This window comes from Agrococcus sp. KRD186 (genome assembly GCF_017168255.1).
Taxonomy (GTDB): domain Bacteria; phylum Actinomycetota; class Actinomycetes; order Actinomycetales; family Microbacteriaceae; genus Agrococcus.
Map to the genome: position 1 here is coordinate 1,121,606 of NZ_JABFAP010000001.1, position 21,043 is coordinate 1,142,648.

At 71.7% G+C, this 21,043-nt stretch carries 18 protein-coding genes and 2 tRNA genes; 4 read left to right on the plus strand and 16 right to left on the minus strand.

Annotated elements, in window-relative coordinates; genetic code table 11:
* Positions 1–53: 53 nt before the first annotated feature.
* From J1M46_RS05370 to J1M46_RS05385, 4 genes are all read right to left on the minus strand, one after another.
* On the minus strand, positions 54–878 hold the full coding sequence (locus J1M46_RS05370; RefSeq protein ID WP_206446888.1) for a phosphatase PAP2 family protein: 825 nt from the start codon (positions 876–878) through the stop codon (positions 54–56).
* 35 nt (positions 879–913) lie between these two features.
* A tRNA-Ile gene (locus J1M46_RS05375) sits at positions 914–987 on the minus strand.
* A gap of 26 nt (positions 988–1,013) precedes the next feature.
* Positions 1,014–2,213, minus strand: coding sequence for a glycosyltransferase (locus J1M46_RS05380; protein WP_206446889.1), 1,200 nt, complete (start codon positions 2,211–2,213; stop codon positions 1,014–1,016).
* Entirely contained in the window at positions 2,206–3,147 is a 942-nt protein-coding gene (locus tag J1M46_RS05385; RefSeq protein WP_342384285.1) for a DMT family transporter, read from the minus strand. Before J1M46_RS05385 ends, J1M46_RS05380 begins: the two co-directional genes overlap by 8 nt.
* Before the next feature lie 42 nt (positions 3,148–3,189).
* Between J1M46_RS05385 and def the strand changes: the two genes are divergently transcribed.
* Complete coding sequence (gene def / locus J1M46_RS05390; protein WP_206446890.1) at positions 3,190–3,753, plus strand: peptide deformylase; 564 nt, start codon at positions 3,190–3,192, stop codon at positions 3,751–3,753.
* A gap of 87 nt (positions 3,754–3,840) precedes the next feature.
* On the opposite strand, the gene J1M46_RS05395 is transcribed toward def, so the two are convergent.
* Positions 3,841–3,913: transfer RNA gene (locus J1M46_RS05395), tRNA-Asn, on the minus strand.
* Between the two features lie 118 nt (positions 3,914–4,031).
* Here J1M46_RS05395 and J1M46_RS05400 point away from each other — a divergent pair.
* Positions 4,032–5,801 (plus strand): HNH endonuclease signature motif containing protein, encoded by a 1,770-nt coding sequence (locus tag J1M46_RS05400; protein WP_206446891.1) that lies wholly within the window; start codon positions 4,032–4,034, stop codon positions 5,799–5,801.
* Positions 5,802–5,898: 97 nt separating this feature from the next.
* On the plus strand, positions 5,899–6,597 hold the full coding sequence (locus J1M46_RS05405) for a hypothetical protein (RefSeq protein WP_206446892.1): 699 nt from the start codon (positions 5,899–5,901) through the stop codon (positions 6,595–6,597).
* Between the two features lie 5 nt (positions 6,598–6,602).
* Here J1M46_RS05405 and dnaG read toward each other — a convergent pair whose 3' ends face one another.
* From dnaG to J1M46_RS05425, 4 genes are read right to left on the minus strand one after another with little or no spacing between them, the layout of a single operon-like run.
* Positions 6,603–8,453, minus strand: coding sequence for a DNA primase (gene dnaG / locus J1M46_RS05410; RefSeq protein ID WP_206446893.1), 1,851 nt, complete (start codon positions 8,451–8,453; stop codon positions 6,603–6,605).
* Between the two features lie 10 nt (positions 8,454–8,463).
* Positions 8,464–9,708, minus strand: coding sequence for a deoxyguanosinetriphosphate triphosphohydrolase (locus J1M46_RS05415; protein WP_342384286.1), 1,245 nt, complete (start codon positions 9,706–9,708; stop codon positions 8,464–8,466).
* Complete coding sequence (dusB, locus tag J1M46_RS05420) at positions 9,698–10,846, minus strand: tRNA dihydrouridine synthase DusB (RefSeq protein ID WP_206446894.1); 1,149 nt, start codon at positions 10,844–10,846, stop codon at positions 9,698–9,700. The genes J1M46_RS05415 and dusB overlap by 11 nt, the downstream gene beginning before the upstream one ends.
* A gap of 17 nt (positions 10,847–10,863) precedes the next feature.
* Positions 10,864–12,243, minus strand: a complete 1,380-nt coding sequence (locus tag J1M46_RS05425) for a glycine--tRNA ligase (RefSeq protein WP_206446895.1) — start codon at positions 12,241–12,243, stop codon at positions 10,864–10,866.
* 183 nt (positions 12,244–12,426) lie between these two features.
* Between J1M46_RS05425 and J1M46_RS05430 the strand changes: the two genes are divergently transcribed.
* On the plus strand, positions 12,427–13,038 hold the full coding sequence (locus tag J1M46_RS05430) for a nucleotidyltransferase domain-containing protein (protein WP_206446896.1): 612 nt from the start codon (positions 12,427–12,429) through the stop codon (positions 13,036–13,038).
* 28 nt (positions 13,039–13,066) lie between these two features.
* Here the strand turns inward: J1M46_RS05430 and J1M46_RS05435 are convergent, their stop codons facing one another.
* From J1M46_RS05435 to J1M46_RS05465, 7 genes are all read right to left on the minus strand, one after another.
* Positions 13,067–13,867 (minus strand): isoprenyl transferase, encoded by an 801-nt coding sequence (locus J1M46_RS05435; RefSeq protein ID WP_206446897.1) that lies wholly within the window; start codon positions 13,865–13,867, stop codon positions 13,067–13,069.
* The gene (gene recO, locus J1M46_RS05440; RefSeq protein WP_206446898.1) at positions 13,864–14,595 is read right to left on the minus strand and encodes a DNA repair protein RecO; all 732 of its coding nucleotides are present in this window, start codon (positions 14,593–14,595) and stop codon (positions 13,864–13,866) included. Before recO ends, J1M46_RS05435 begins: the two co-directional genes overlap by 4 nt.
* Positions 14,596–16,356: a 2-isopropylmalate synthase gene (gene leuA / locus J1M46_RS05445; RefSeq protein ID WP_206446899.1), complete on the minus strand. Its 1,761-nt coding sequence runs from the start codon at positions 16,354–16,356 to the stop codon at positions 14,596–14,598. It lies immediately after the preceding gene.
* Positions 16,357–16,608: 252 nt separating this feature from the next.
* A complete protein-coding gene (locus J1M46_RS05450) occupies positions 16,609–18,075 on the minus strand; it encodes an ABC transporter permease (protein WP_206446900.1) in 1,467 nt (488 codons plus the stop codon).
* Positions 18,072–18,860 (minus strand): ABC transporter ATP-binding protein, encoded by a 789-nt coding sequence (locus J1M46_RS05455; protein ID WP_241249026.1) that lies wholly within the window; start codon positions 18,858–18,860, stop codon positions 18,072–18,074. The genes J1M46_RS05450 and J1M46_RS05455 overlap by 4 nt, the downstream gene beginning before the upstream one ends.
* A gap of 211 nt (positions 18,861–19,071) precedes the next feature.
* Positions 19,072–19,719 carry a response regulator gene (locus tag J1M46_RS05460; RefSeq protein ID WP_206446902.1) on the minus strand — a complete coding sequence of 216 codons (648 nt, stop codon included), beginning with the start codon at positions 19,717–19,719 and terminating at the stop codon, positions 19,072–19,074.
* A 10-nt stretch (positions 19,720–19,729) separates the two neighbouring features.
* Positions 19,730–20,971: a sensor histidine kinase gene (locus tag J1M46_RS05465; RefSeq protein ID WP_206446903.1), complete on the minus strand. Its 1,242-nt coding sequence runs from the start codon at positions 20,969–20,971 to the stop codon at positions 19,730–19,732.
* Positions 20,972–21,043 lie beyond the last annotated feature (72 nt).

Genomic DNA, 21,043 nt, shown 5'->3' on the forward strand with positions numbered 1-21,043 from the left:
CGGCAGCCGAGCGCGCCCGTGCGGAGGTGCCACGCGCCGGCAGCCGAGACGGCTCAGGCGGCCGCTTCGTCGTGCCGGAGCCGCGAGGTGAGGTAGAGCCGATGCGCGGTGATGACCAGTGCGAGCCAGGCCGCACCGAGCGCCCAGCCGGCGACCACATCCGTCACCCAGTGGTGGCCGAGGTAGACGCGGCTGGCCGCCACGAGCAGCGATGCCACCACGGCGACCACGACGATGAGGACCCTCGACCAGGTCGTGAGCCGGCGGAGGATGAGCAGGTAGGCGATGACGCCCAGGATCGCCGCCGCGTTGAGCGTGTGACCGCTGGGGAACGAGGCGGAGACCTCGTAGGGCGGCACGGCATCGATGATCGGCGGACGGTCGCGGCCGATGAGCAGCTTGCCCGCGACCGTCATCAGCAGCGAGCCGGCGCCGGTCGCGACGATGAGCACCGTCGGCGTCCACGAGCGGCGGCGGATGCTGAGGATCAGGAGTGCCGCGACCGCGACGAGCGGCATGCCCACCGTGCCCGCGAGATCCGTGAAACCGGTGACGAACGCATCCGCCCCAGGGCTTCGGATGGTGAGGATCGCATCGAGCACCGGCCGGTCGATGCCTGCGATGCCGTCCTCGTCGGTGACCGCGTCGTAGACCTCGACGGCCAGCAGGCTGAAGCCGAAGGCGATCGCCGCGCCGACAGCGAGCGTGATGAGCAGGATGCCGTAGGGCGTCACGACCTCGCCGAGCCAGCGCGCGAGCTGCGCCATGCGGTGGCCGAGCCGGCGGCGCCAGTGGGTCAGCTCGATCGAGCCGACGCTGGTGTCCTGCCGGCGCTCGCCAGCGGGGCCGTGCTCGGGCTGGGCGCGATCGGTGGGCATGGGTCTTCCGTCCTCCCGTGCCTCGAGCAGATGTGTAGGGCGGACGGGACTTGAACCCGTGACCGACGGATTATGAGTCCGCTGCTCTAACCAGCTGAGCTACCGCCCCGTGGGCCTTCGGCCCGGGAATCGAGCCTAGTCGGCGATCTCGACGTGCGTGTCGGGATCGGCGACGTGCTCGCCGCGATACAAGCGCTCGAACGCGGTGATCGTCGCCTCGATGTCGTGCGGCGCGACCATCTGCAGGCTGTGCTGCTGATACATCGCGTACTCCTCGTCGCTCAGGCGCAGGATGCGCTCGAGCTTCTGGGCGAGGTCGGCGGCGTCGTCGGGTCGGAAGAGCCAGCCGTTGACGCCGTCGGTGACCAGGTGCGGCAGCGCCATGGCGTCGGCGGCCACGACGGGCAGTCCGGTCGCCATGGCCTCCATGGTCGCGATCGACTGCAGCTCGGCCGTCGACGGCATCGCGAACACCTCGGCGGAGCGCAGTCGCTGGCGCAGCTCCTCGTCAGAGACGAAGCCGGTCAGCGTCACGCGGTCGGCGACGTGCAGCCTGCGCGCCAGCGCGCCGAGCTCGTCGATCTGGTCGCCGCCGCCGACGATGTCGAGGTGCCACGGCAGATCCTGCGGCAGCTGGGCGACGGCGTGCACGAGCGTCTCGAGCCGCTTCTCGCTCGTGACGCGTCCGACGAACACGATGCGCCCGCGCTGGCGCTCGGGGTTCGGGCTGTACTCGTCGCCAGGCAGGCCGCACGAGATGGCGTGCACGTCGCGCAGCCCGGTCTTGAGCTCGAGGTAGTCGGCGCTGCGCCGGGTCGGCGTCGTGACGACGTCGCAGCGGCTCAGCACGGTCGCGGCGTCCTGCCAGAGCCGGTCGACCGTCTGGTGCTGCAGGAAGGCGGGGATGTTCGAGTGGTCCATGAGGTTCTCGAACATCAGGTGGTTGGTGCCGACGACGCGGATGCCGCGCTTCTTGGCCTCGGTCGAGAACGCGCGGCCCAGGATGATGTGGGACTGGAAGTGCACGACATCCGGCTTGAGGGCGTCCAGGAGCGAGGCGGCGTTCGCGAACATCCGCCACGGGTGGGCGAAGCGCAGCCACTCGTGGCCCGGGTAGAGCATCGACCGCAGGCGGTGCACGCTGAAGCGCTGACCCTCGTGCTCCTCGACACGGGTGCCCTGCTTTCCGCGGCCGAGCGCCGACGCCACCACGTGCACCTCGTGCCCTCGCTTGGTCAGTCTGGCCGCGAGCCTCGTGGTGAACTTCGCCGCGCCGTTCACGTCGGGGGCGAAGGTGTCGGTGGCGATCAGGATGCGCAGGGGGCGTTCAGTCATTGGTCTCCTCGGACGACTCGAGCGTCCGGATCTGTGGGTGGTGCCTGGCGAGCTGGAGGACGCCCCAGACGGCGAGTGCCCCGGCTGCGGCGAACACCATGATCGCCCAGGGCGGCGTCTCGGCGGCCTCGCCCAGCACGGTCACGCCGATGAGGACGGCCACGAGCGGGTCGACCACGGTGAGACCGGCGATGACGAGATCGGGCGGGCCGGAGGCGTGCGCGAGCTGCACGGCGTAGCTGCCGACGAGCATCGCGACGAGCAAGGCTGCGCCGCAGACGATCGTCAGCCAGTCGAAGTTGCCGGAGATGATGCGGTTGATGACGATCTTCGAGAGCGTGACGACGAAGCCGTAGAGCACGCCGGCGGAGACGATATAGAAGACAGCGTTCGCCCGGCTGCGGTAGACCCACCACACGATGCCGAGCCCCGTGAGCGCGACCACCAGCAGCGACAGCACCGTCAGTAGCTGCCGATCCTGGATCGGCCGCTCCACCGCGAAGATCGCGGCGACGGTGACGAAGAGGCCGATGCCGACCAGGCAGGTCACGATCGCGCGGATGGTGCGGTGGTCGAGCCGGATGTTCGCGAGGCGCGAGTTCAGGATGGCCGTCACGACCAGCGCGACGGCGCCGAGCGGCTGCACGACGATCAGCGGCGCGAGGGCGAGCGCTCCGAGCTGCAGCACGATCGCGAGACCCAGCAGCAGCGTGCCGATCACCCATGCCGGGTTCCGCAGCAGCCGCAGCAGCGCTGAGCCGCCCAGCTGGGCGCCGCGCTGGTCGCCGCCCTCGAAGTGGCCGACGCCGCGATGCTGGAACTGCGTGCCCACCGAGAGGAAGATCGCGCCCACGATGGCGACCGGGATCCCGAGGGCCTGGAGCGGCGTGAGCGAGATCTCAGCAGCCAGGTCGTCGAGCGCGGTGAAGTGCACTTGAAGACAGTACTCTGCGCGGCCATCGATACCCTGGAGGACATGACTGTTCTGCCCATCTACATCACCGGTGAGCCTGTGCTGCACCAGGCCGCTGAGCCGGTCGTCGCGTTCGACGCCGAGCTCGAGACCCTCGTCGCCGACATGTTCGAGACCATGGGGTCAGCCCCCGGTGTGGGCCTGGCAGCGCCGCAGATCGGCATCGGCCGGCGGCTGTTCGTCTACGACTGGACGGATGCGGAAGGCATGCGAACGCGCGGGGTCGCCGCGAACCCCGAGCTGTGGATCTCTCCCCCGCCGCTCGGGATCCCCGACGAGGAGGACGAGGAGGGCTGCCTCTCCATCCCGGGTGAGCGCTTCGCCCTCAAGCGCAGCGACCGTGCGATCCTGCACGCGCAGGACGAGCACGGCGAGCACTACGAGCTCGAGGCCTCGGGCTGGCTCGCGCGCATCCTCCAGCATGAGTATGACCACCTCGACGGCGTCCTCTATGCGGACCGATTGGATGCGTTCGGCACGAAGGGCGTGCAGAAGGCGATCAAGAAGAACAAGTGGGGCGTGCCCGGCCTGAGCTGGATGCCCGGTGTCGACGACCTGGAGGACTGACGCCTCGACAGGAAGGCGATCGCGTCGGCAGCGCCACCGCCGACACGGACGATAATGGCCCCCACCCCGAGGGGTGAGGGCCGATCGCTCCCCGAGATGGACTCGAACCATCAACCTGCCGGTTAACAGCCGGCTGCTCTGCCAATTGAGCTATCGAGGATCGCTGCAGGAGCGACGTCAATCGTAGCATCACTCACTCGCTCAGGTCACATCGAGCGCCCGTCGGCCTGCCGTGTCAGTGGCCCGATCTACTCTCGTCGCAACGGACGGAGTCGATGATGACCGAGCAGCAGATGGGCGCAGCAGTGGATGCCGCGCGTGCCGTGCTCGCGCGGGTCGACTCTCTGGTGACCGCGTCGGTTGTCGAGGTCGAGGACGTGCTGGAGGGCACGGCAGCGCTCTCCCGGATCGTGGATGCGCTGCAGGTGCGGCTGGCGGGCGTGATCGATGAGGGCTCGAAGGGCCCCGCCGATCAGCAGATCTGTCGCGCGATGGGTCGTCGGAGCGCGAAGGAGGCGATCGCGCAGTCGTTCGGCATCCATGCCCGGGATGCGCACCAGCTGCTGTCGCTGGCGGCGATGACGAGCCCGGGGATGTCGCTCACTGGTGGCGAGATCGCGGTCAAGTACCCGCGGGTGGCGGCAGCGATCGACGCCGGTGCCCTCTCGCTCGCGCAGGCGCGCGTGATCGTCGGCACGTTGGAGCCGGCGGCGCCGCGGGCGGATCTGGAGCGGCTGGCGTGGGCGGAGGGCCTGCTGGTCGATGCCGCCACCGATCCCGACTTCCCGCTGGTGCCCGAGCTGCTGGCCGATCAGGCGCGCCTCTACGCGGCGGCGATCGACCCGGACGGGGTGCTGCCGGCGGCCGAGCGGCAGCGCACGGAGCGCTCGTTCCGCATCTGGCGCGAGCGCGGCGGCTGGGGCTACCGCGGCTGGTCGCCGGCGGAGGATGGCTCCTCGCTGAAGTCGGTGGTCGACGCGCACCAGGGGCCGCGGGTGAAGGTCGCCTTCCGAGACACCGGCCACGACGGCTGCAGCGATGACTGCGGCGACGACTGCGACGCTGGCCGGCAGGTGGACGCCAACGGCACCCCCGCCGGCGACGACTCGAACGTGGTCGATGACCGCACGCGCGAGCAGCGCGCCCACGACGTGCTCATCGGCCTCGCCCGCGCCCACGCCGCCTCCGGAGACGCGCCGGTCGCCGGCGGCGAAGCGCCCACCCTCGTGCTCACCGGCACCATCGACGCGTTCAACGCCTACCTCCACGACCGGCCCTCGCCCGATCGCACCCTCACGATCGAGCACACGGGTGATCTGGTGCCGATCGAGACCGCCGCCCGGCTCGCCTGCGACGCGGTCATCCACCACGCCGTCGTCAACAGCGCCGGCCAGGTACTGAACCTCGGCCGCACCGAGCGGCTGTTCAACCGTGCCCAGCGGCGCGCGCTGGCCGCCCGCGACAAGGGCTGCCGGGTACCCGGCTGCGGCCTGCCCGCCTCCTGGTGCGAGGCCCACCACATCACCCCCTGGGAGACCGGCGGCCCCACCGACATCGACAACGGCATCCTCGTCTGCGTCTACCACCACCACGAGATCCACGCCGGCCGCCTCCGCATCGAAGCCGCAGGACCCGAACCCGGCAACTGGCGCATCATCCCCCAGCTGCGCACCACCGACCGCTACGCACGCACCAGCCGCAACGGCGCGGCGCCGGCGCAGCGCAGCCCCGGCAGCGTCGCGGCAGAGGCGATGCCGTCACTCGCCGTCAAGCTGCCCGACGAGGCGTTCGGCGCCCCAACATCTCCATCGACACCCGTGACCCGGCCGCCGCGCCGTCGCACAGCCGCGCGACCGCGACCGCAACCGCAACCGCAATCGCAATCGCAATCGCAATCGCAATCGCATGGCAGCGTCGCGCGACCGCGACCGCGACCGCGTGGCATCGAGTCGCGGCTCCGCGCGCTCGTCGACCACCGGTCCTGCCCGTCCGATCCGAAGGTGGCGCTCGATCTCGGGCCACCGGCACACATCGTGATGCGGCTGTGACGCGGCGGCTTCGACCACACTGGCCCGTTCCCACCCGACTGTGAGCGCGCCTGCGCTAGCGTGCGAGCAACCCGTTGCACCGCGCCTTGGAGTTCGCATGTCGCCTGTCACTCGCCCGTCGAAGGCGCTTCCGCTCGTCGTCCTCGCCACGGGGATCGCCGTCTCGCTCTCCGGATGCATCATGCCGCCGGCGCTGCCGACTGCCCCGCCACAGGCGCCGTCGGCCTCACCGCAGCCCACGGCCACCACCGACCCGGTCGAGACGACCTCGGCTCCGACGCCGCCCCCGAGTGCGGACGGTGCGCTGCCCGAGCTCGTCGCGATCGGCACCGAGCTGCCACCTGGCACGGTCGGCGGCTGGGAGCCCAGCATCATCACGAACGATGCCTTCGAGCTGCAACCCGACTCGGACTTCCCCGTCGGCCCCACGATCAGCGTCGTCGAGACCGCGACCGGCTGCTCCTTCTGGGCCTACCAGGGCGCGCAGGACAGCGACTCGACCGACGAGGGCGAGAACTCGGAGGTCACCCTGGGCATCCTCTCGAATTCGAGCCCCGACGAGTGGGAGGCCGACATCTTCACGCTCGATGCATCGTCGCAGGGCTCATCCGTTGAGATGCTCTCGATCTTCGATGAGCCCGAGGACGGCAGCGTGCAGGCCTGGTACGCCCGCAACTTCCAGTCGGGCTCGATGACCAGCTCGATCCGCGCGGAGTGCCCGGCGGGTGCCGGAGACATCGAGTACGTGGACGCCGTCGTCGGCGAGCACTTCCAGATCAACTTCCTGGTGCCGTAGGCACGTCACTCCGAGCGCAGCGACCGCCGCTCGCGCTCGAGCTCGACCAGCTGCTCCTGCAGTCGCTTCGCAGTCTCGGGATCGCTCGCGCCCAGCCGCTGCAAGCTGCCGAGCATCTCGGCCTTGCGTCGCAGGATGTCACGGTCGACGAGCGACGAGACGACACCGCGCACGTAGGCCTTCACACCCTCGGCCGATCCCTGCGGGATGGGTGACATCGCCAGCGTGCGCACAAGCGGCACGATCTCCGCCGGCACGGTCTCTGCCACGCGCTCCGAGAAGTCCGACGCCTCGATCGCATCGAACGAGGCCAGCACGCCGTCGCGCACCACGGCGAGCGAGGGGTTGGCGATGTACGCCGAGGCGCCGCGAGCGGCGAGATCCTTCCCGAGCACGGCAGGCTGCTGCAGGAGCGCCGCGACCGCATCGCGCTCCAGCCGTGACGCCGGATCACGCTCGAGCTGCTGCAGCGCCACATCGGCCGGCGGATGCGCGGGTGCGGCGCCGTCGGAGGTGGGCGTCGGGCGCGGCCCGGCCTGCCGCACCGCGCGGCTGACCTCATCCGGACCGACCCCCAGCCAGCCGGCGACCGTGCGCACGTAGCCGTCGGACAGCGCGCGGTCGCGGATCGACTGCAGCACCGGGGCCGCGCGCCGCATGGCTGCGACCCGCCCCTCCACGGTCTCGAGGTCGTGCTCGGCGACGATGCGCCGCAGCATGAACTCGAACAGCGGGCGGCGCTGCTGCACCAACTTGCGCACCGCGTCGTCGCCGCGCTCCAGCCGCAGATCGCAGGGGTCGAGGCCCTCCGGCGGCACCGCGACGAAGGTCTGCGCCGCGAAGCGCTGCTCCTCCGCGAAGGTGCGCGCGGCGGCCTGCTGCCCCGCCTCATCCGGGTCGAACGTGAAGATGACGCGGCCGAGCGAGCGCGTGTCGGTGGTGGAGACGTCGCCGAGCACGCGACGCAGCACCTTGATGTGGTCGACGCCGAAGGCCGTGCCGCAGGTGGCGACCGCGGTCGTGACGCCCGCGAGGTGGCAGGCCATCACATCCGTGTACCCCTCCACCACGACCGCCTCGTGCCCCTTGGCGATGTCGCGCTTGGCGAGGTCGAGGCCGTAGAGCACCTGGCTCTTGCGGAAGATCGGCGTCTCGGGCGAGTTCAGGTACTTCGGGCCCTTGTCGTCATCCGAGAGCCGGCGCGCGCCGAAGCCGACCGTCGCACCCGCCACGTCGCGGATGGGCCAGATCAAGCGGCCGCGGAACCGGTCGTAGCTGCCGCGCTGCCCCTCGCTGAGCAGACCGGCGCTCAGCAGCTCGGCCTCGGTGAAGCCCTTGCCGCGCAGGTGCTGCTTCAGCGCCTCGAACGACGCCGGGGCGTAGCCCACGCCGAAGCGCTGCGCCGCCGCGAGGTCGAAGCCGCGCTCCCCCAGGAACTGCTGGCCGAGCGCGGCGGCAGGCGTGAGCAGCTGCTCCTGGAAGAAGGTCTCTGCGGCCCGGCTCGCCTCCAGCAGCCGCAGCCGGCCGCTGGTCTCCTCCTGCGGCTTGCCGTCCTCGTAGTGCAGCGTGTAGCCGAGCTGCGCCGCGAAGCGCTCGACCGTCTCGGCGAACGAGGTGTGATCCATCGCCATCACGAACTGGAAGGCGTCGCCATCCTCGCCGCAGCCGAAGCAGTGGTAGCGGCCCACAGCAGGCCGCACGTGGAACGACGGAGTGCGCTCGTCGTGGAACGGGCACAGCCCCTTCATGCTGCCGACGCCCGCGTTCTTCAGCGTGACGTGCTCGCCGACAACGTCGACGATCGAGATGCGTGCGCGCAGCTCGTCGATGTCGCTGCGCCGGATCCTCCCCGCCATCGCCGCTCCCTCAGTCCCCGACGTACCGCTCATGCCACGCGAAGGCGCCGCGATCGGTCAGGCTCGCCACCTGGTCGACGACGACCCGTGCTCGCGCGGCCGTGTCGCCAGCGTGCGCCCAGTCGTCGGCGTAGGCGCGATCGAGGGCGTCCGGCCCGATGCGCAGCAGCGCATCCGCCAGCTCCTGCAGCACCCGGCGCTGGCTCGCGTACACGGGCTGGCGCCGCTCGGCGAGGATGAAGCTCGCCGCCGTGCCCTTCAGCACCGCGATCTCGGCGCGAACCTCGCTCGGCACCTCGACCGTGCCGCCGAAGCGCGCCAGCGGCCCCTCGTGCGACTCGCGCGTGAGCCGGATCGCCGCGTTGGCGAAGCGCCCGATGAGCTTGGAGGTGAGGTTCTTCAGGCGGGCGTGGTCGGCGCGCGAGCCGTCGAACGAGCGCACCCAGGTCTCGAGGTCGTCGAGCCGGTCGAAGGCGGCGAGCAGGTCGTCGCGCGTGAACTCGGGCCCGACCCAGGTCATCATCATCGAGACGAGCTCGTCGTGCCCGACGCGGCTCTGCAGCTTCGCGACGTCGACGTAGCCGCCCACCACCGCATCCTCGAAGTCGTGCACCGAGTAGGCGATGTCGTCGGCGAGATCCATCACCTGCGCCTCGATCGACGGCCTGCCCTCGGGCGCGCCCTGACGCATCCACTCGAAGACCTCGCGGTCGTCGGCGTAGAAGCCGAACTTGATGCGGCCGGATGCGTCGTGGACGTCGGACGCGGCCGGCCACGGATACTTGCACGCGGCATCGACGCTCGCGCGCGTGAGGTTCAAGCCGTACGGGCGGCCGCCCTGCAGCACCTTCGGCTCGAGCCGCGTGATGACCCGCAGCGTCTGCGCGTTGCCCTCGAAGCCGCCGATCGCCAGCGCCCACTCGTTGAGGCCCTTCTCGCCGTTGTGGCCGAAGGGCGGATGCCCGATGTCGTGGGCGAGGCACGCGGTGTCGACGACGTCGGGGTCGAGGCGCAGCTCGACGGCGATCTCACGGCCGACCTGCGCGACCTCGAGCGAGTGCGTCAGGCGGGTGCGGGAGTCGTCGAAGCCCATGGTGGGCGAGAGCACCTGCGTCTTCTGCCCGAGCCTGCGGAAGGCGCTCGAGTGCAGCAGGCGCGCGCGATCCCGCGCGAAGTCGGTGCGTGCGGAGCGATGCACCTCGGGCAGGCGCCGCTCGGCGTCGTGCTCGCCGTAGCCCCGCTCGTCAGCCGCCACGGGTATCGCTCTCGTCCTCGATCAGAGCCTCGCGCTGCGCGGGGCTCAGCTCGGGACTGTCGAGCCAGCCGTCGGGCAGCGCCGGCTTGCGCGGGCTGCCGGCGCGGCCGCGCTGCCCCTCGACGCCCTCGGCGTTGTAGGGCGAGGCGTGGTCGAGCGCGCCGAGCAGCTCGTCGAGCTCCGCGAGCGACCAGACCGCTGCGAGCGCGCGCCGGGCGTCGCCGCCGATCGGGTAGCCCTTGAAGTACCAGGCGACGTGCTTGCGGATGTCGCGGCAGGCGCGATCCTCCTCGTCGAAGAACTCGACCAGCAGCTCGGCGTGGCGACGGAACGCATCCGCCACCTGGCCGAGGTTCGGGCGGTGCCGCTCGTCGCTGCCGGAGAAGGCCGCGGCGAGGTCGCCGAACAGCCACGGACGGCCCAGGCAGCCGCGGCCGACCACGACCCCGTCGGCGCCGGTCTGCTCGAGCATGCGCAGCGCATCCTCCGCCTGCCAGATGTCGCCGTTGCCGAGCACCGGCACCGAGGTGACGTGCTGCTTCAGCGCCGCGATGGCATCCCAGTCGGCCTGACCGGAGTAGTGCTGCGCGGCCGTGCGGCCGTGCAGGGCGACGGCTGCCACGCCGGCATCCTCGGCGATGCGGCCGGCGTCGAGGTAGGTGAGGTGCTCGTCGTCGATGCCCTTGCGCATCTTCACGGTGACGGGGATGTCGCCGGCGCGCTGCACCGCGCGCTCCACGATGGCGGCGAACAGCTCGCGCTTCCACGGCAGGGCGCTGCCGCCGCCGCGACGGGTCACCTTCGGCACCGGGCAGCCGAAGTTCAGGTCGATGTGGTCGGCGCGATCCTCGTCGACCAGGATGGCGACGGCCTGCTCGACGGTCTTCGGGTCGACGCCGTAGAGCTGCACCGAGCGCAGCGACTCCGAGGGGTGGTGGCTGATCAGCCGCATCGTCGCGGGCGTGCGCTCGACGAGCGCGCGGGTGGTGATCATCTCGCTCACGTAGAGCCCGGCGCCGTACTCGCGGCACAGCCGCCGGAAGGCCGTGTTCGTGATGCCCGCCATGGGCGCGAGCACGACGGGCGTGTCGAGGGCGATGGGCCCGATCGACAGCGCCGGCAGTGTGCTCGCCGCCATGCTCACGCTCCCCACATTCACGCCCCGATGAGCCCCTGCGCCAGGTGCGCCTCGAGCTCGTCGACCTTCACGCGCGTCTGCTGCATCGAGTCGCGCTCGCGCACCGTCACGGCGCCGTCCTCGAGCGAGTCGAAGTCGACCGTGACGCAGTAGGGCGTGCCCACCTCGTCCTGCCGGCGGTAGCGGCGGCCGATGGCGCCGGCGTCGTCGAAGTCGATCGCCCAGTGGCCCCGCAGCCGCCCGGCGATCTCGCGCGCGAGCGGCGAGAGCTGCTCGTTGCGGCTCAGCGGCAGCACGGCGACCTTGACGGGCGCCAGGCGCGCGTCGAGATGCAGCACCGTGCGGGTGTCGGTGCCGCCCTTGGCGTTGGGCACCTCCTCCTCGTCGTACGCGTCGACCAGGAACGCCATCATGCTGCGGGTGAGGCCGAAGGATGGCTCGATCACGTACGGCGTGTACTTCTCGCCGGAGGCCTGGTCGAAGTAGACGAGGTCCTTGCCGGATGCGCTCGAGTGCGCGCCCAGGTCGTAGTCGGTGCGGTTCGCGACGCCCATGAGCTCGCCCCACTCGGAGCCCTGGAACCCGAAGCGGTACTCGAAGTCGATGGTGGCGGCCGAGTAGTGCGCGCGCTCGTCCTCCGGCACGTCGAAGCGGCGCATGTTCGCCTCGGTGATGCCGAGGTCGAGGAACCACGCCCAGCACGCCTCGACCCAGGTGTCGAACCACTCGGGCGCCTCGGCCGGCGGCACGAAGAACTCGATCTCCATCTGCTCGAACTCCCGGGTGCGGAAGATGAAGTTGCCGGGCGTGATCTCGTTGCGGAACGCCTTGCCGACCTGGCCGATGCCGAACGGCGGCTTCTTGCGCGAGACGGTCACGACGTTCAGGAAGTTCGTGAAGATGCCCTGCGCCGTCTCCGGGCGCAGGTAGTGCAGGCCGGTCTCGTTGTCGACCGGGCCGAGGTTGGTCTTCATCAGGCCCGAGAACAGCTGCGGCTCGGTCCACTTGCCGGTGGTGCCGCAGTCGGGGCAGGTGATGTCCTCCATCGAGGCGGCGGCGCGGCCCTTCTTCGCCTCGTACGCCTCCTCGAGGTGGTCCTGGCGGTGCCGCTTGTGACACTGCAGGCACTCGACCAGCGGGTCGGTGAAGGTGGCGACGTGACCGGATGCGTTCCACACCGGGGTCGGGAGGATGATCGCCGAGTCGAGGCCCACCATGTCGTCGCGGCCCTGCACGAACGTCTTCCACCACTGGCGCTTGATGTTCTCCTTCAGCGCCACGCCGAGGGGCCCGTAGTCCCACGCCGAGCGGGACCCTCCGTAGATCTCGCCCGCCTGGAACACGAAGCCGCGTCGCTTCGCGAGGTTGATGACGGCGTCGAGACGGTTCTGGGCCACGGATGCTCCTCAGGGTCGGCCGTGCGCCCCTGGCTGGAGCGCGGCACGTGAACTTCGATTCTACCGACCGGGCGCCGTGCGCGTGGCCGCCGGCAGCGCATCCGTGGACTGCCACGGCATAGCGCCCTGGGATAGGCTCACGGCTTGGGCGCGCGCGCCCGGATCCCACGGCGAGGAGGGCTGATGCAGAGCGACGAGCAGCTTGAGCTCTATGGCGCCTGGGCCGAACGCTGGCCGAGGGATGCGGCGGAGCTGCTCGACGGCTACTCGGGAGCCTGGTGGGTCGGCGGAGGCTGGGCGATCGACACCGCGCTCGGCCGCGAGCGCCGGCACGGCGATATCGACATCGTCATCCCCCGCAGCGAGCTGAGCCTGCTGCGCGGCTGGCTGGGCGGCAAGTGGCAGCTGTGGTGCGCCTTCCAGGGTGCGCTGAAGCCGCTGCTGACCCACGACTCCGACGTGCTGCCGATCGGCACCACGAGCATCTGGCTGCGCCGCAGCGCCTACGGGCTGTGGGAGTACGAGGTGCTGCTCGACCCCAGCGACGCCGAGACCTGGCGCTTCCGCCGCGACACCGCGGTGACGATGCCGCTGGCGGACGCGCTCACGGTGCAGGACGGGATCCGATTCGCCCAGCCCCAGGTCGTGCTGGCCTATGCGGCCGCCGACCATGCCGACGTGGAGTGGCTCGACGAGGCGCTGCCCTCGCTCGACGCCGATGCGCGCGCGTGGCTCGCCGAGCGGCTGGCCGACGACCATCCCTGGCGGAAGCGGCTGCAGGCGCCCGCCCGCTGATCCCGCCTCGATACGCCGACTGCGTCGGCTACTCGGCGACCGGGGTGTCCGTCGCGCCGCCGAAGCGGCGGTCGCGGCCGGTGTAGATGTCGAGCGCGTGCCAGAGGTCGTTGCGCGTGAAGTCGGGCCACAGCCGGTCGAGGAAGACCATCTCGGCGTAGGCGCCCTGGTAGGTGAGGAAGTTCGAGATCCGCTGCTCGCCGGAGGAGCGGATGAACAGGTCGACGTCCGGCACATCCGGGTTGTACATGCGGCTGCGCAGCAGCTGCTCGGTGACGCCCGAGGGCTTCACCTTCCCGGCCGCGACGTCCGCGGCGATCGAGCGCACCGCATCCGTGATCTCCACCGTGCCGCCGTAGTTCACGCACATCTGCAGGGTCATCGTGCGGTTGCCGGCCGTGCGCCGCTCGGCCTCCTCGAGCTCCTTGATGACCGAGGCCCACAGGCGCGGCCGCCTGCCGGCCCAGCGCACCCGCACGCCCCAGGCGTCGAGCTGGTCGCGCCGGCGGCGCAGCACCGCCTTGTTGAAGCCCATCAGGAAGCGCACCTCGTCGGGGCTGCGCTTCCAGTTCTCGGTGGAGAAGGCGTAGACCGAGAGGTGCTGGATGCCAGCCTGCAGGGCACCGGCGACCACGTCGAGCAGCACCGCCTCGCCGGCTGCGTGCCCCTGCGTGCGGGTGAGGCCGCGCTGGTTGGCCCAGCGGCCGTTGCCGTCCATGATGATCGCGACGTGCTTCGGCAGGCTGTCCCGCTCGTAGGCGGGCGGATGCTCGCCCGTCCAGTCGATCGGCTTGCGCTCGATGCCCGGGTCGCGGTCCTGACCGCTCACCGGCCGCCCCGATCGACGTGCTCGAGACTGCGGAGCCCGCGCTCGAGGTGCCACTGCACGTACGCGCCGACCGCGCCCGACGCGCGGCTGCGCACGCCTTGGTGCGTCGCCTCTGCGGCGGCCCAGTCGCCGGTCAGCAGCGCCGTCAGCAGCTCGAGCGTCGGCGCATCGATGCGCAGCGCACCGGGCGGGGCAGCACTGTCGGAGACCACGCCGCCGAGCTGCGGCACGAACGCGCGGTGCGGGCCGGGCTCCCCCGTCACGGCGCAGTCGCCGAAGGAGGGCGCCCAGCCAGCCACCGACAGCGCCCGCAGCAGGTAGGAGTCGAGCGTGAGCGAGGGGTCGTGCTCGCTGCGCGCGAGGCTGCGCAGCGCGCCCACCAGCAGCAGGTACTGCTGCCTGGAGCCGTCCTCGTCGGTGAGCCGGTCGGCGGTCTCGACCATCGCCGCTGCCGCCGTGTAGGCGCGGTAGTCGGCGACGATCACCGGCGCGTAGGAGCCGATGGTCACCGCCTGCGTGACGATGTCGAGGCTGCGGCCGACCGCGAACTGCAGGTCGGCGACCATGAACGGCTCGAGCCTGCCGCCGAACCGCGACGAGGTGCGCCGCACGCCCTTCGCGACCGCGCGCACCTTGCCGTGCTCGCGCGTCAGCAGCGTGACGATGCGATCGGCCTCCCCCAGCTGGTGGGTGCGGAGGACGACGCCCTCGTCGCGGTACGTGGGCACCTAGACCGTCGCGTGCTCGATGACTCGGGTGCGCAGCCCGCGGTTGACAGCCGAGACGATCGCGGCGAGCGAGGCGTGGCTCGAGGAGTGGTCGATGCCGACGCCCCAGTAGCGCTCCCCGCCCAGTTCGAGCTCGACGTAGGCGGCCGCCTGCGCATCCTGCCCTGCCGAGAGCGTGTGCTCGACGTAGTCGTGCAGCGAGACCTCGACGCCCTCGGCGCGCAGCAGCGACAGCAGCGCGTCGATCGGCCCGTTGCCGCTCGCGGTGACGTTGCGCAGCGTCTGCTCGTCGCGCAGCACCACCTCGAGCGTGGTGTCGCCGCCCATGGTCGACGAGGCCGAGACCTCGCGCAGCTCGAAGCGGCCCCACTGGTCGGTCGCGAGGCGCGAGGGGTTCGGCAGGTACTCGTCGCCGAAGATCGACCAGATCTCGTCGCTCGAGACCTCGCCGCCCTCGCTGTCGCTGCGGGCCTGCACGATGTTCGAGAACTCGATCTGCAGCCGGCGAGGCAGGTCGAGCCCGTGGTCGGCCTTCAGCAGGTAGGCGACGCCGCCCTTGCCCGACTGCGAGTTGACGCGGATGACTGCCTCGTAGCTGCGGCCGACGTCCTTCGGGTCGATGGGCAGGTACGGCACCGCCCACGTCATCTCGTCCACGGTCTTGCCGGCAGCGGCGGCGTCGGAGGCCATCCGCTCGAAGCCCTTCTTGATCGCATCCTGGTGCGAGCCCGAGAAGGCGGTGTAGACCAGGTCGCCGGCCCAGGGGCTGCGCTCGTGCACCTTGAGCTGGTTGCAGTGCTCGGCGACGCGGCGCACGTGGTCGAGGTCGGAGAAGTCGATCTCGGGGTCGATGCCCTGCGTGAAGAGGTTGAGCCCCAGCGCCACCAGGTCGACGTTGCCGGTGCGCTCGCCGTTGCCGAACAGGCAGCCCTCGATGCGGTCGGCGCCGGCCAGGTAGCCCAGCTCGGCCGCCGCCACGCCCGTGCCGCGGTCGTTGTGCGGGTGGAGCGACAGGATGACCGACTCGCGGCGTGCGAGGTTGCGGTGCATCCACTCGATCGAGTCGGCGTAGACGTTCGGCGTCGCCATCTCCACCGTCGAGGGCAGGTTGATGATGACGGGGCGCTCGGGGCGCGCGTCGAGCGTCTCGATGATGGCGTTGCAGACCTCGAGCGCGTAGTCGAGCTCGGTGCCGGTGTAGGACTCGGGGCTGTACTCGTAGAAGACCTTCGTGCCCTGCAGCATGCCCTCGAGCTCGAGGCACAGCTTCGCGCCGTCGGTGGCGATCTGCTTGACACCCTCGCGGTCGCTGCGGAAGACCACGTCGCGCTGCAGCACGCTGGTCGAGTTGTAGATGTGCACGATCGCCTGCTTGGCGCCCTCGATCGACTCGAAGGTGCGGCGGATGAGGTGGTCGCGGCACTGCGTCAGCACCTGGATGGTGACGTCGTCGGGAATGAGGCCCTCGTCGACCAGCTTGCGCACGAAGTCGAAGTCGGTCTGGCTCGCCGAGGGGAACCCGACCTCGATCTCCTTGTAGCCCATCTGCACCAGCAGCTGGAACATCATCAGCTTGCGGTCGGGCGTCATCGGGTCGATGAGCGCCTGGTTGCCGTCGCGCAGGTCGACGGCGCACCAGCGCGGCGCGCGCTCGATGCGCTTCGTCGGCCACGTGCGATCGGGGAGGTCGACCGCGATCTGCTCGTGGTACGGGGTGTAGCGGTGCGCCGGCATTCCGCTCGGCTGCTGCATGTTCTTCATCGTTGTGCTCCTGTCGCTTGCTCCTGAGTCCGGGCAGGACAGCCTCCGCGACGAGGAAGCCCGGGTAGTCAGGCCTCGTCGCGGCGACGAAGGAGCAGCACGCTCTGCATGCCTCCAGCGTATACCCACCGCCGAGCGCGCGCAGGCATCGCGGCCGGGCGTTCGCCGCCGGGTCGGCCAGGCATCGCGGTCGGGTCGGCCAGGCATCGCGGTCGGGCGGCGCCGCGCCGTCGGGCGCACGCCGAAGACCGCTCAGTCCGCGGCGACCGCGGCGAGCGGGGGCACGGATGCGGCGCGCGCGCCCGCGGGCAGGCTCGCGGCGAGCGCGACCACGAAGCCGCCGACGAGCAGCGCGACGGGCAGCCCCCAGGGGATGACAGGTGCGGCGGAGACGACGCCGGCGACGGAGGCGACCATCGACTGCGTGCCGATCCAGCCGTAGAGCACGCCCACGCCGAAGCCGGTCGTGACGGCGACGAGGGTGATCGCGCCGGCCTCGGCGAGCAGCATCGTGCGCGTCTGGCCGCGGCGCAGGCCGAGCATGCGCAGCCGCCCGATCTCGCGCGTGCGGCGCCGCACCGACAGCAGCATCGCGGCGACGAAGCCGAGCACGGCGAGCACCGCCGAGAAGCCGACGATGGCGGTGATCACGGTCGTCACTCCCCCGTAGATCGACTCGAGCTCCGCCTTGAACTCGGGGGTGCGCTCGATCGACACGACCGCTGAGGTGAGCGATGAGCCGGCGGTGACCATCATGGTGACGACCGCCGCGCCGGCGAACAGCGAGAGCACGAGCGCAGCGGTGCGACCCGGATGCGTCGCCAGGGTGCCGGCGGCGGCTCGCGCGGGCACACCCCGGCCGAAGGCCCGCGAGGCGATCGCGACGAGCGGCGGCGCGATGGCGGGGGCGAGGGCGATGATGCCCGCGACGGAGACGACGCCGCCGGCGAAGCCGACCAGCACCGCGAGCGGGCTCAGCAGCGACAGCGCGACCGAGCCGGCCAGCAGCGCGGCGCCGATGGCGAGGGTCACGACGCCGCCCGTGCGACGCCGCGGCACGGTGGTCTCGACGTCGACGCCTGCCCCCCGCAGCGCCTCGAGCGGCGACACGGCGAGCACGTCGCGGGTGGCGAGCAGCGCCGACAGCGCAGCTGCGACCGCGACCGCGATCGCGGGCACCGTCGCCCAGGGCTCGATCACCGGCATGCCCGCGAGGTCCATCCGCTCGCCGAGCGAGGCGAGCAGCGCGCTCACGGGGATGGCGATGAGCACCCCGGCGAGCCAGCCGGCGACTGCGCCGCCGGTGCCGACCAGCACGAAGCCGCGCAGCACCCGGCGCCGCTCGCCGCGGGAGGAGGCGCCCAACAGCCGGCGCAGTGCGAGCTCGCCGCGCAGGTCCTCCACCGCACCGGTGAAGGCCTGCCGGGCGACGATCGCGCCGACCACCACCGAGACGCCGATCAGCAGCACGCCCGCGATGGCGAGCATGATGCGGGCGGTGCCGCTGCCGGCGATCATCGCCTCGCCGTAGAGCGCGCGGGCGGCGTGCTCCATGAGCGTCGCGAGCGAGGTGCCGAAGGCTGCGGCGAGCACCGACACCGCGAAGGCGAGGCCCTGCCCGGCGCGGGAGGCGCCGTCGGCGCGGCGCGTGTCGGTGTCGCGCCGCACGGCGCCGCTGTGCCCGCGCTGCGGTGCTGTCGGCAGGACGATCGCGCTCATCGGGCGCCTGCCGCGAGCATGCGCTGCGCGATCGAGGCGGCGTCGGTCGCCGGCAGGTCGCCGTCGATGCGGCCGTCGCGCAGCAGCACGATGCGCTCGGCGCGGGCGGCCACCGCGGGGTCGTGCGTGACGACGACGATGGCCTGGCCGGCCGCGGCCTGCCGCACGAGGATCTCCTGCACCTCGATCGAGGTGACGGAGTCGAGCGCGCCGGTCGGCTCATCCGCGAGCACGATCGCGGGCCGCTGCGCGAGCGCACGGGCGATCGCGAACCGCTGCTGCTGGCCGCCGGAGAGCTCGTGCGGGCGGCGCGACTCCAGCCCGGTGACGCCCAGGTCGGCGAGCAGCTCGGCGATGCGGGCGCGGTCGGGCGCGCGTCCGGCGAGCAGCGCCGGCAGCTCGACGTTCTCGAGCGCCGTGAGGCTCGGCACCAGGTTGAACGACTGGAACACCACGCCCACCTGCTCGCGGCGCAGCGCCGTGAGCGCGTCGTCGTCGAGCCCGACCACCGAGGTGCCGCCGATGACGACGTCGCCGGCGGTGGGCGCGTCGAGCCCGGCGGCCAGGTGCAGCAGGGTCGACTTGCCCGAGCCCGACGGCCCCATGACGGCGGTGAGCGTGCCCGGCGCGATCTCGAGGTCGACGCCGTCGAGGGCGGTGACGGTGGCGTCGCCGGTGCCGTAGCGCTTCGAGACGTCGCGGATCGCCAGTGCGGGAGGGACCATTGTGGGGGTGGCCAGTGCGGGGGTGGCCAGTGCGGGGGTGCGCGGTGCGGTGCTGTGCATGGTTCCCATTCAACGGATGCGCGGGGCCGGCATCGTCAGGCGCTGGTCGGAACCGGCGTCATCCGCTGGGATGAGCCCGACAGCTTCGCTGATGGGGGGTGCGCGCCAACACGTCGGGCCGCTTCGAGCGACAGCTATAGGGCGATCCGCGCTATCCGGCCCGATTTTTGAGCAAACCGCCCTATACCTGTCGGAACGTGGCGCGGTCGGCTCATGCGCGCTCGCCGGTCAGGCCGTGCTCGTAGGCGAACACGACCAGCTGCACGCGATCGCGAAGCCCGAGCTTCGTCAGGATGCGCGAGATGTGGGTCTTCACGGTCGCCTCCGAGACGAACTCGCTGCGGGCGATCTCGGTGTTCGAGAGCCCCTTCGCCGCCAGGGCGAAGATCTGCCGCTCGCGGTCGGTGAGCGCGTCGAAGGCGGCCGGCGCCGAGCGGCGCTGCGCGCCGAAGGCCTTGAACAGCTCGCGGGTCGCGCTCGCGGCGACCACCTCGTTGCCGGCGTGCACGGTGCGCACCGAGGCGAGCACGAGCTCGGGCTCGGCGTCCTTGAGGATGAAGCCGGATGCGCCGGCACGGATGGCGCGCGCCGCGGCCTCGTCGAGATCGAAGGTGGTGAGCACGAGCACCCGGCTCTGCGGTCTCGCCGCGACGATACGGGCGGTCGCCGAGATGCCGTCGAGCACCGGCATCCGCACGTCCATCAGCACCACGTCGGGCTGCTGCTCGTCGGCGAGCCGCACGGCCTGCGCGCCGTCGGCGGCCTCGCCCACGCACGTCAGGTCTGGCTGCGACTCGATGAGCATGCGGATGCCGCCGCGGAACAGCGCCTGGTCGTCGACGATCAGTACCCGGATCACGCCCGCTCCCTCATTGCAGCCCGGCCGGGAAGGCCGCGCGCACGCGGAACCAGCCGTCCTCGATGCCGGTCCACGCCTCGCCGCCGGCGAGCCGGGCGCGCTCGTGCATGCCGCGCACGCCGTGGCCGGGCTGGCCCGGCCCCTGCTGGCCGAGCGCGGTCACGACGCGGTTGTGCACATCGACCACGATGCCACCCTGCCCGCCCGGCAGCGGCACGCCGCGCATCCGCACGTGGACCGGCTGGTCGCGGTCGCCGTGCCGGAGCGCGTTCGTCAGCGCCTCCTGCAGGATGCGGTAGGCGGCGATGTCGGCCGTGCGCGGCAGCGGCACCGGCACACCGACGTGCTCGAGCCGCACGTCGAGGCCGGCCTCGCGCATCCGCTCGATGAGCGCGTCGACGCCGGCGAGCGACGCGATCGGGTCGGGCGCCTCGGTGTGCCGCAGCTGCGCGAGCAGCAGCCGCACGTCGCCGAGCGCCTCCTTCGCGGTGCCCGCGATCGACGCGAGCGAGGCGTCCTTCGCGGCCGGGTCCTGCGTGTACCGCGCGCCGTTGGCCTGCGCGATCACCACCGCGAGCGAGTGCGCGACGACATCGTGCATGTCGCGGGCGAGCGCCGCGCGCTCCTCCTCCTGGTCGGCGCGCCGCAGCGAGACCTGCGCGACCTGCGTGGCGGCGGTCGAGCGGTCGACGGCGGCGACGCCCCAGCCGGTCAGGATGGCGACGCTGAACAGCAGCATCGGCGGGATCCACAGGAACGCCAGCACGTCCAGCACCCCGACCACGGTCTCGAAGCCCTGCACGGAGGTCTCGACGACCAGCCAGTAGGCCGCGAGCAGCGATGCGACGAGGGCGAGGCCGAAGCCCATGAGCCTGCCCGGCCAGCGGCTGAAGCGGCCGACCGAGTAGAGCACCACGAGCACGCCGAACCAGACCGGGTACATCCACGCGTGCATCGCGACATGGGCGACGGCGAGCAGCGTCAGCCCGGCGAGCGCCAGCACCGGGCGGGTGCGGCGCAGCAGGATGGCGCCGATGATCGCCGCCGTCACCACGAGCGAGAGCGCCCACTGGATGCTCTCGGTCATCACGATCGCCAGCAGCAGCGACGGGATGGCGAGCACGCCGACGGTGACGGCGGCCAGGATGCCGTCAGCCCTCAGCGCCGAGCGGTCGATCCACGGACGGGCCGGCGGATGCGTTGCCGCCGCCGCCGGGGCGGGCTCGGCCTCCGGGCGCACGTCGGTGGACATGGCTTCAGGCTACGTCGCGCCGGTCTGGCCGACCGCGCGGCGGACGCGGAATCATCCGCTGGTCGGACGGCG

Bases quoted from the DNA above. Each gene is read 5' to 3' on its own strand.
- J1M46_RS05370 (WP_206446888.1), bottom strand. From the start codon at position 878: ATGCCCACCGATCGCGCCCAGCCCGAGCACGGCCCCGCTGGCGAGCGC.
- J1M46_RS05380 (WP_206446889.1), bottom strand. From the start codon at position 2,213: ATGACTGAACGCCCCCTGCGCATCCTGATCGCCACCGACACCTTCGCC.
- def (WP_206446890.1), top strand. From the start codon at position 3,190: ATGACTGTTCTGCCCATCTACATCACCGGTGAGCCTGTGCTGCACCAG.
- J1M46_RS05400 (WP_206446891.1), top strand. From the start codon at position 4,032: ATGACCGAGCAGCAGATGGGCGCAGCAGTGGATGCCGCGCGTGCCGTG.
- J1M46_RS05405 (WP_206446892.1), top strand. From the start codon at position 5,899: ATGTCGCCTGTCACTCGCCCGTCGAAGGCGCTTCCGCTCGTCGTCCTC.
- dnaG (WP_206446893.1), bottom strand. From the start codon at position 8,453: ATGGCGGGGAGGATCCGGCGCAGCGACATCGACGAGCTGCGCGCACGC.
- dusB (WP_206446894.1), bottom strand. From the start codon at position 10,846: ATGGCGGCGAGCACACTGCCGGCGCTGTCGATCGGGCCCATCGCCCTC.
- J1M46_RS05430 (WP_206446896.1), top strand. From the start codon at position 12,427: ATGCAGAGCGACGAGCAGCTTGAGCTCTATGGCGCCTGGGCCGAACGC.
- leuA (WP_206446899.1), bottom strand. From the start codon at position 16,356: ATGAAGAACATGCAGCAGCCGAGCGGAATGCCGGCGCACCGCTACACC.
- J1M46_RS05450 (WP_206446900.1), bottom strand. From the start codon at position 18,075: ATGAGCGCGATCGTCCTGCCGACAGCACCGCAGCGCGGGCACAGCGGC.
- J1M46_RS05455 (WP_241249026.1), bottom strand. From the start codon at position 18,860: ATGCACAGCACCGCACCGCGCACCCCCGCACTGGCCACCCCCGCACTG.
- J1M46_RS05465 (WP_206446903.1), bottom strand. From the start codon at position 20,971: ATGTCCACCGACGTGCGCCCGGAGGCCGAGCCCGCCCCGGCGGCGGCG.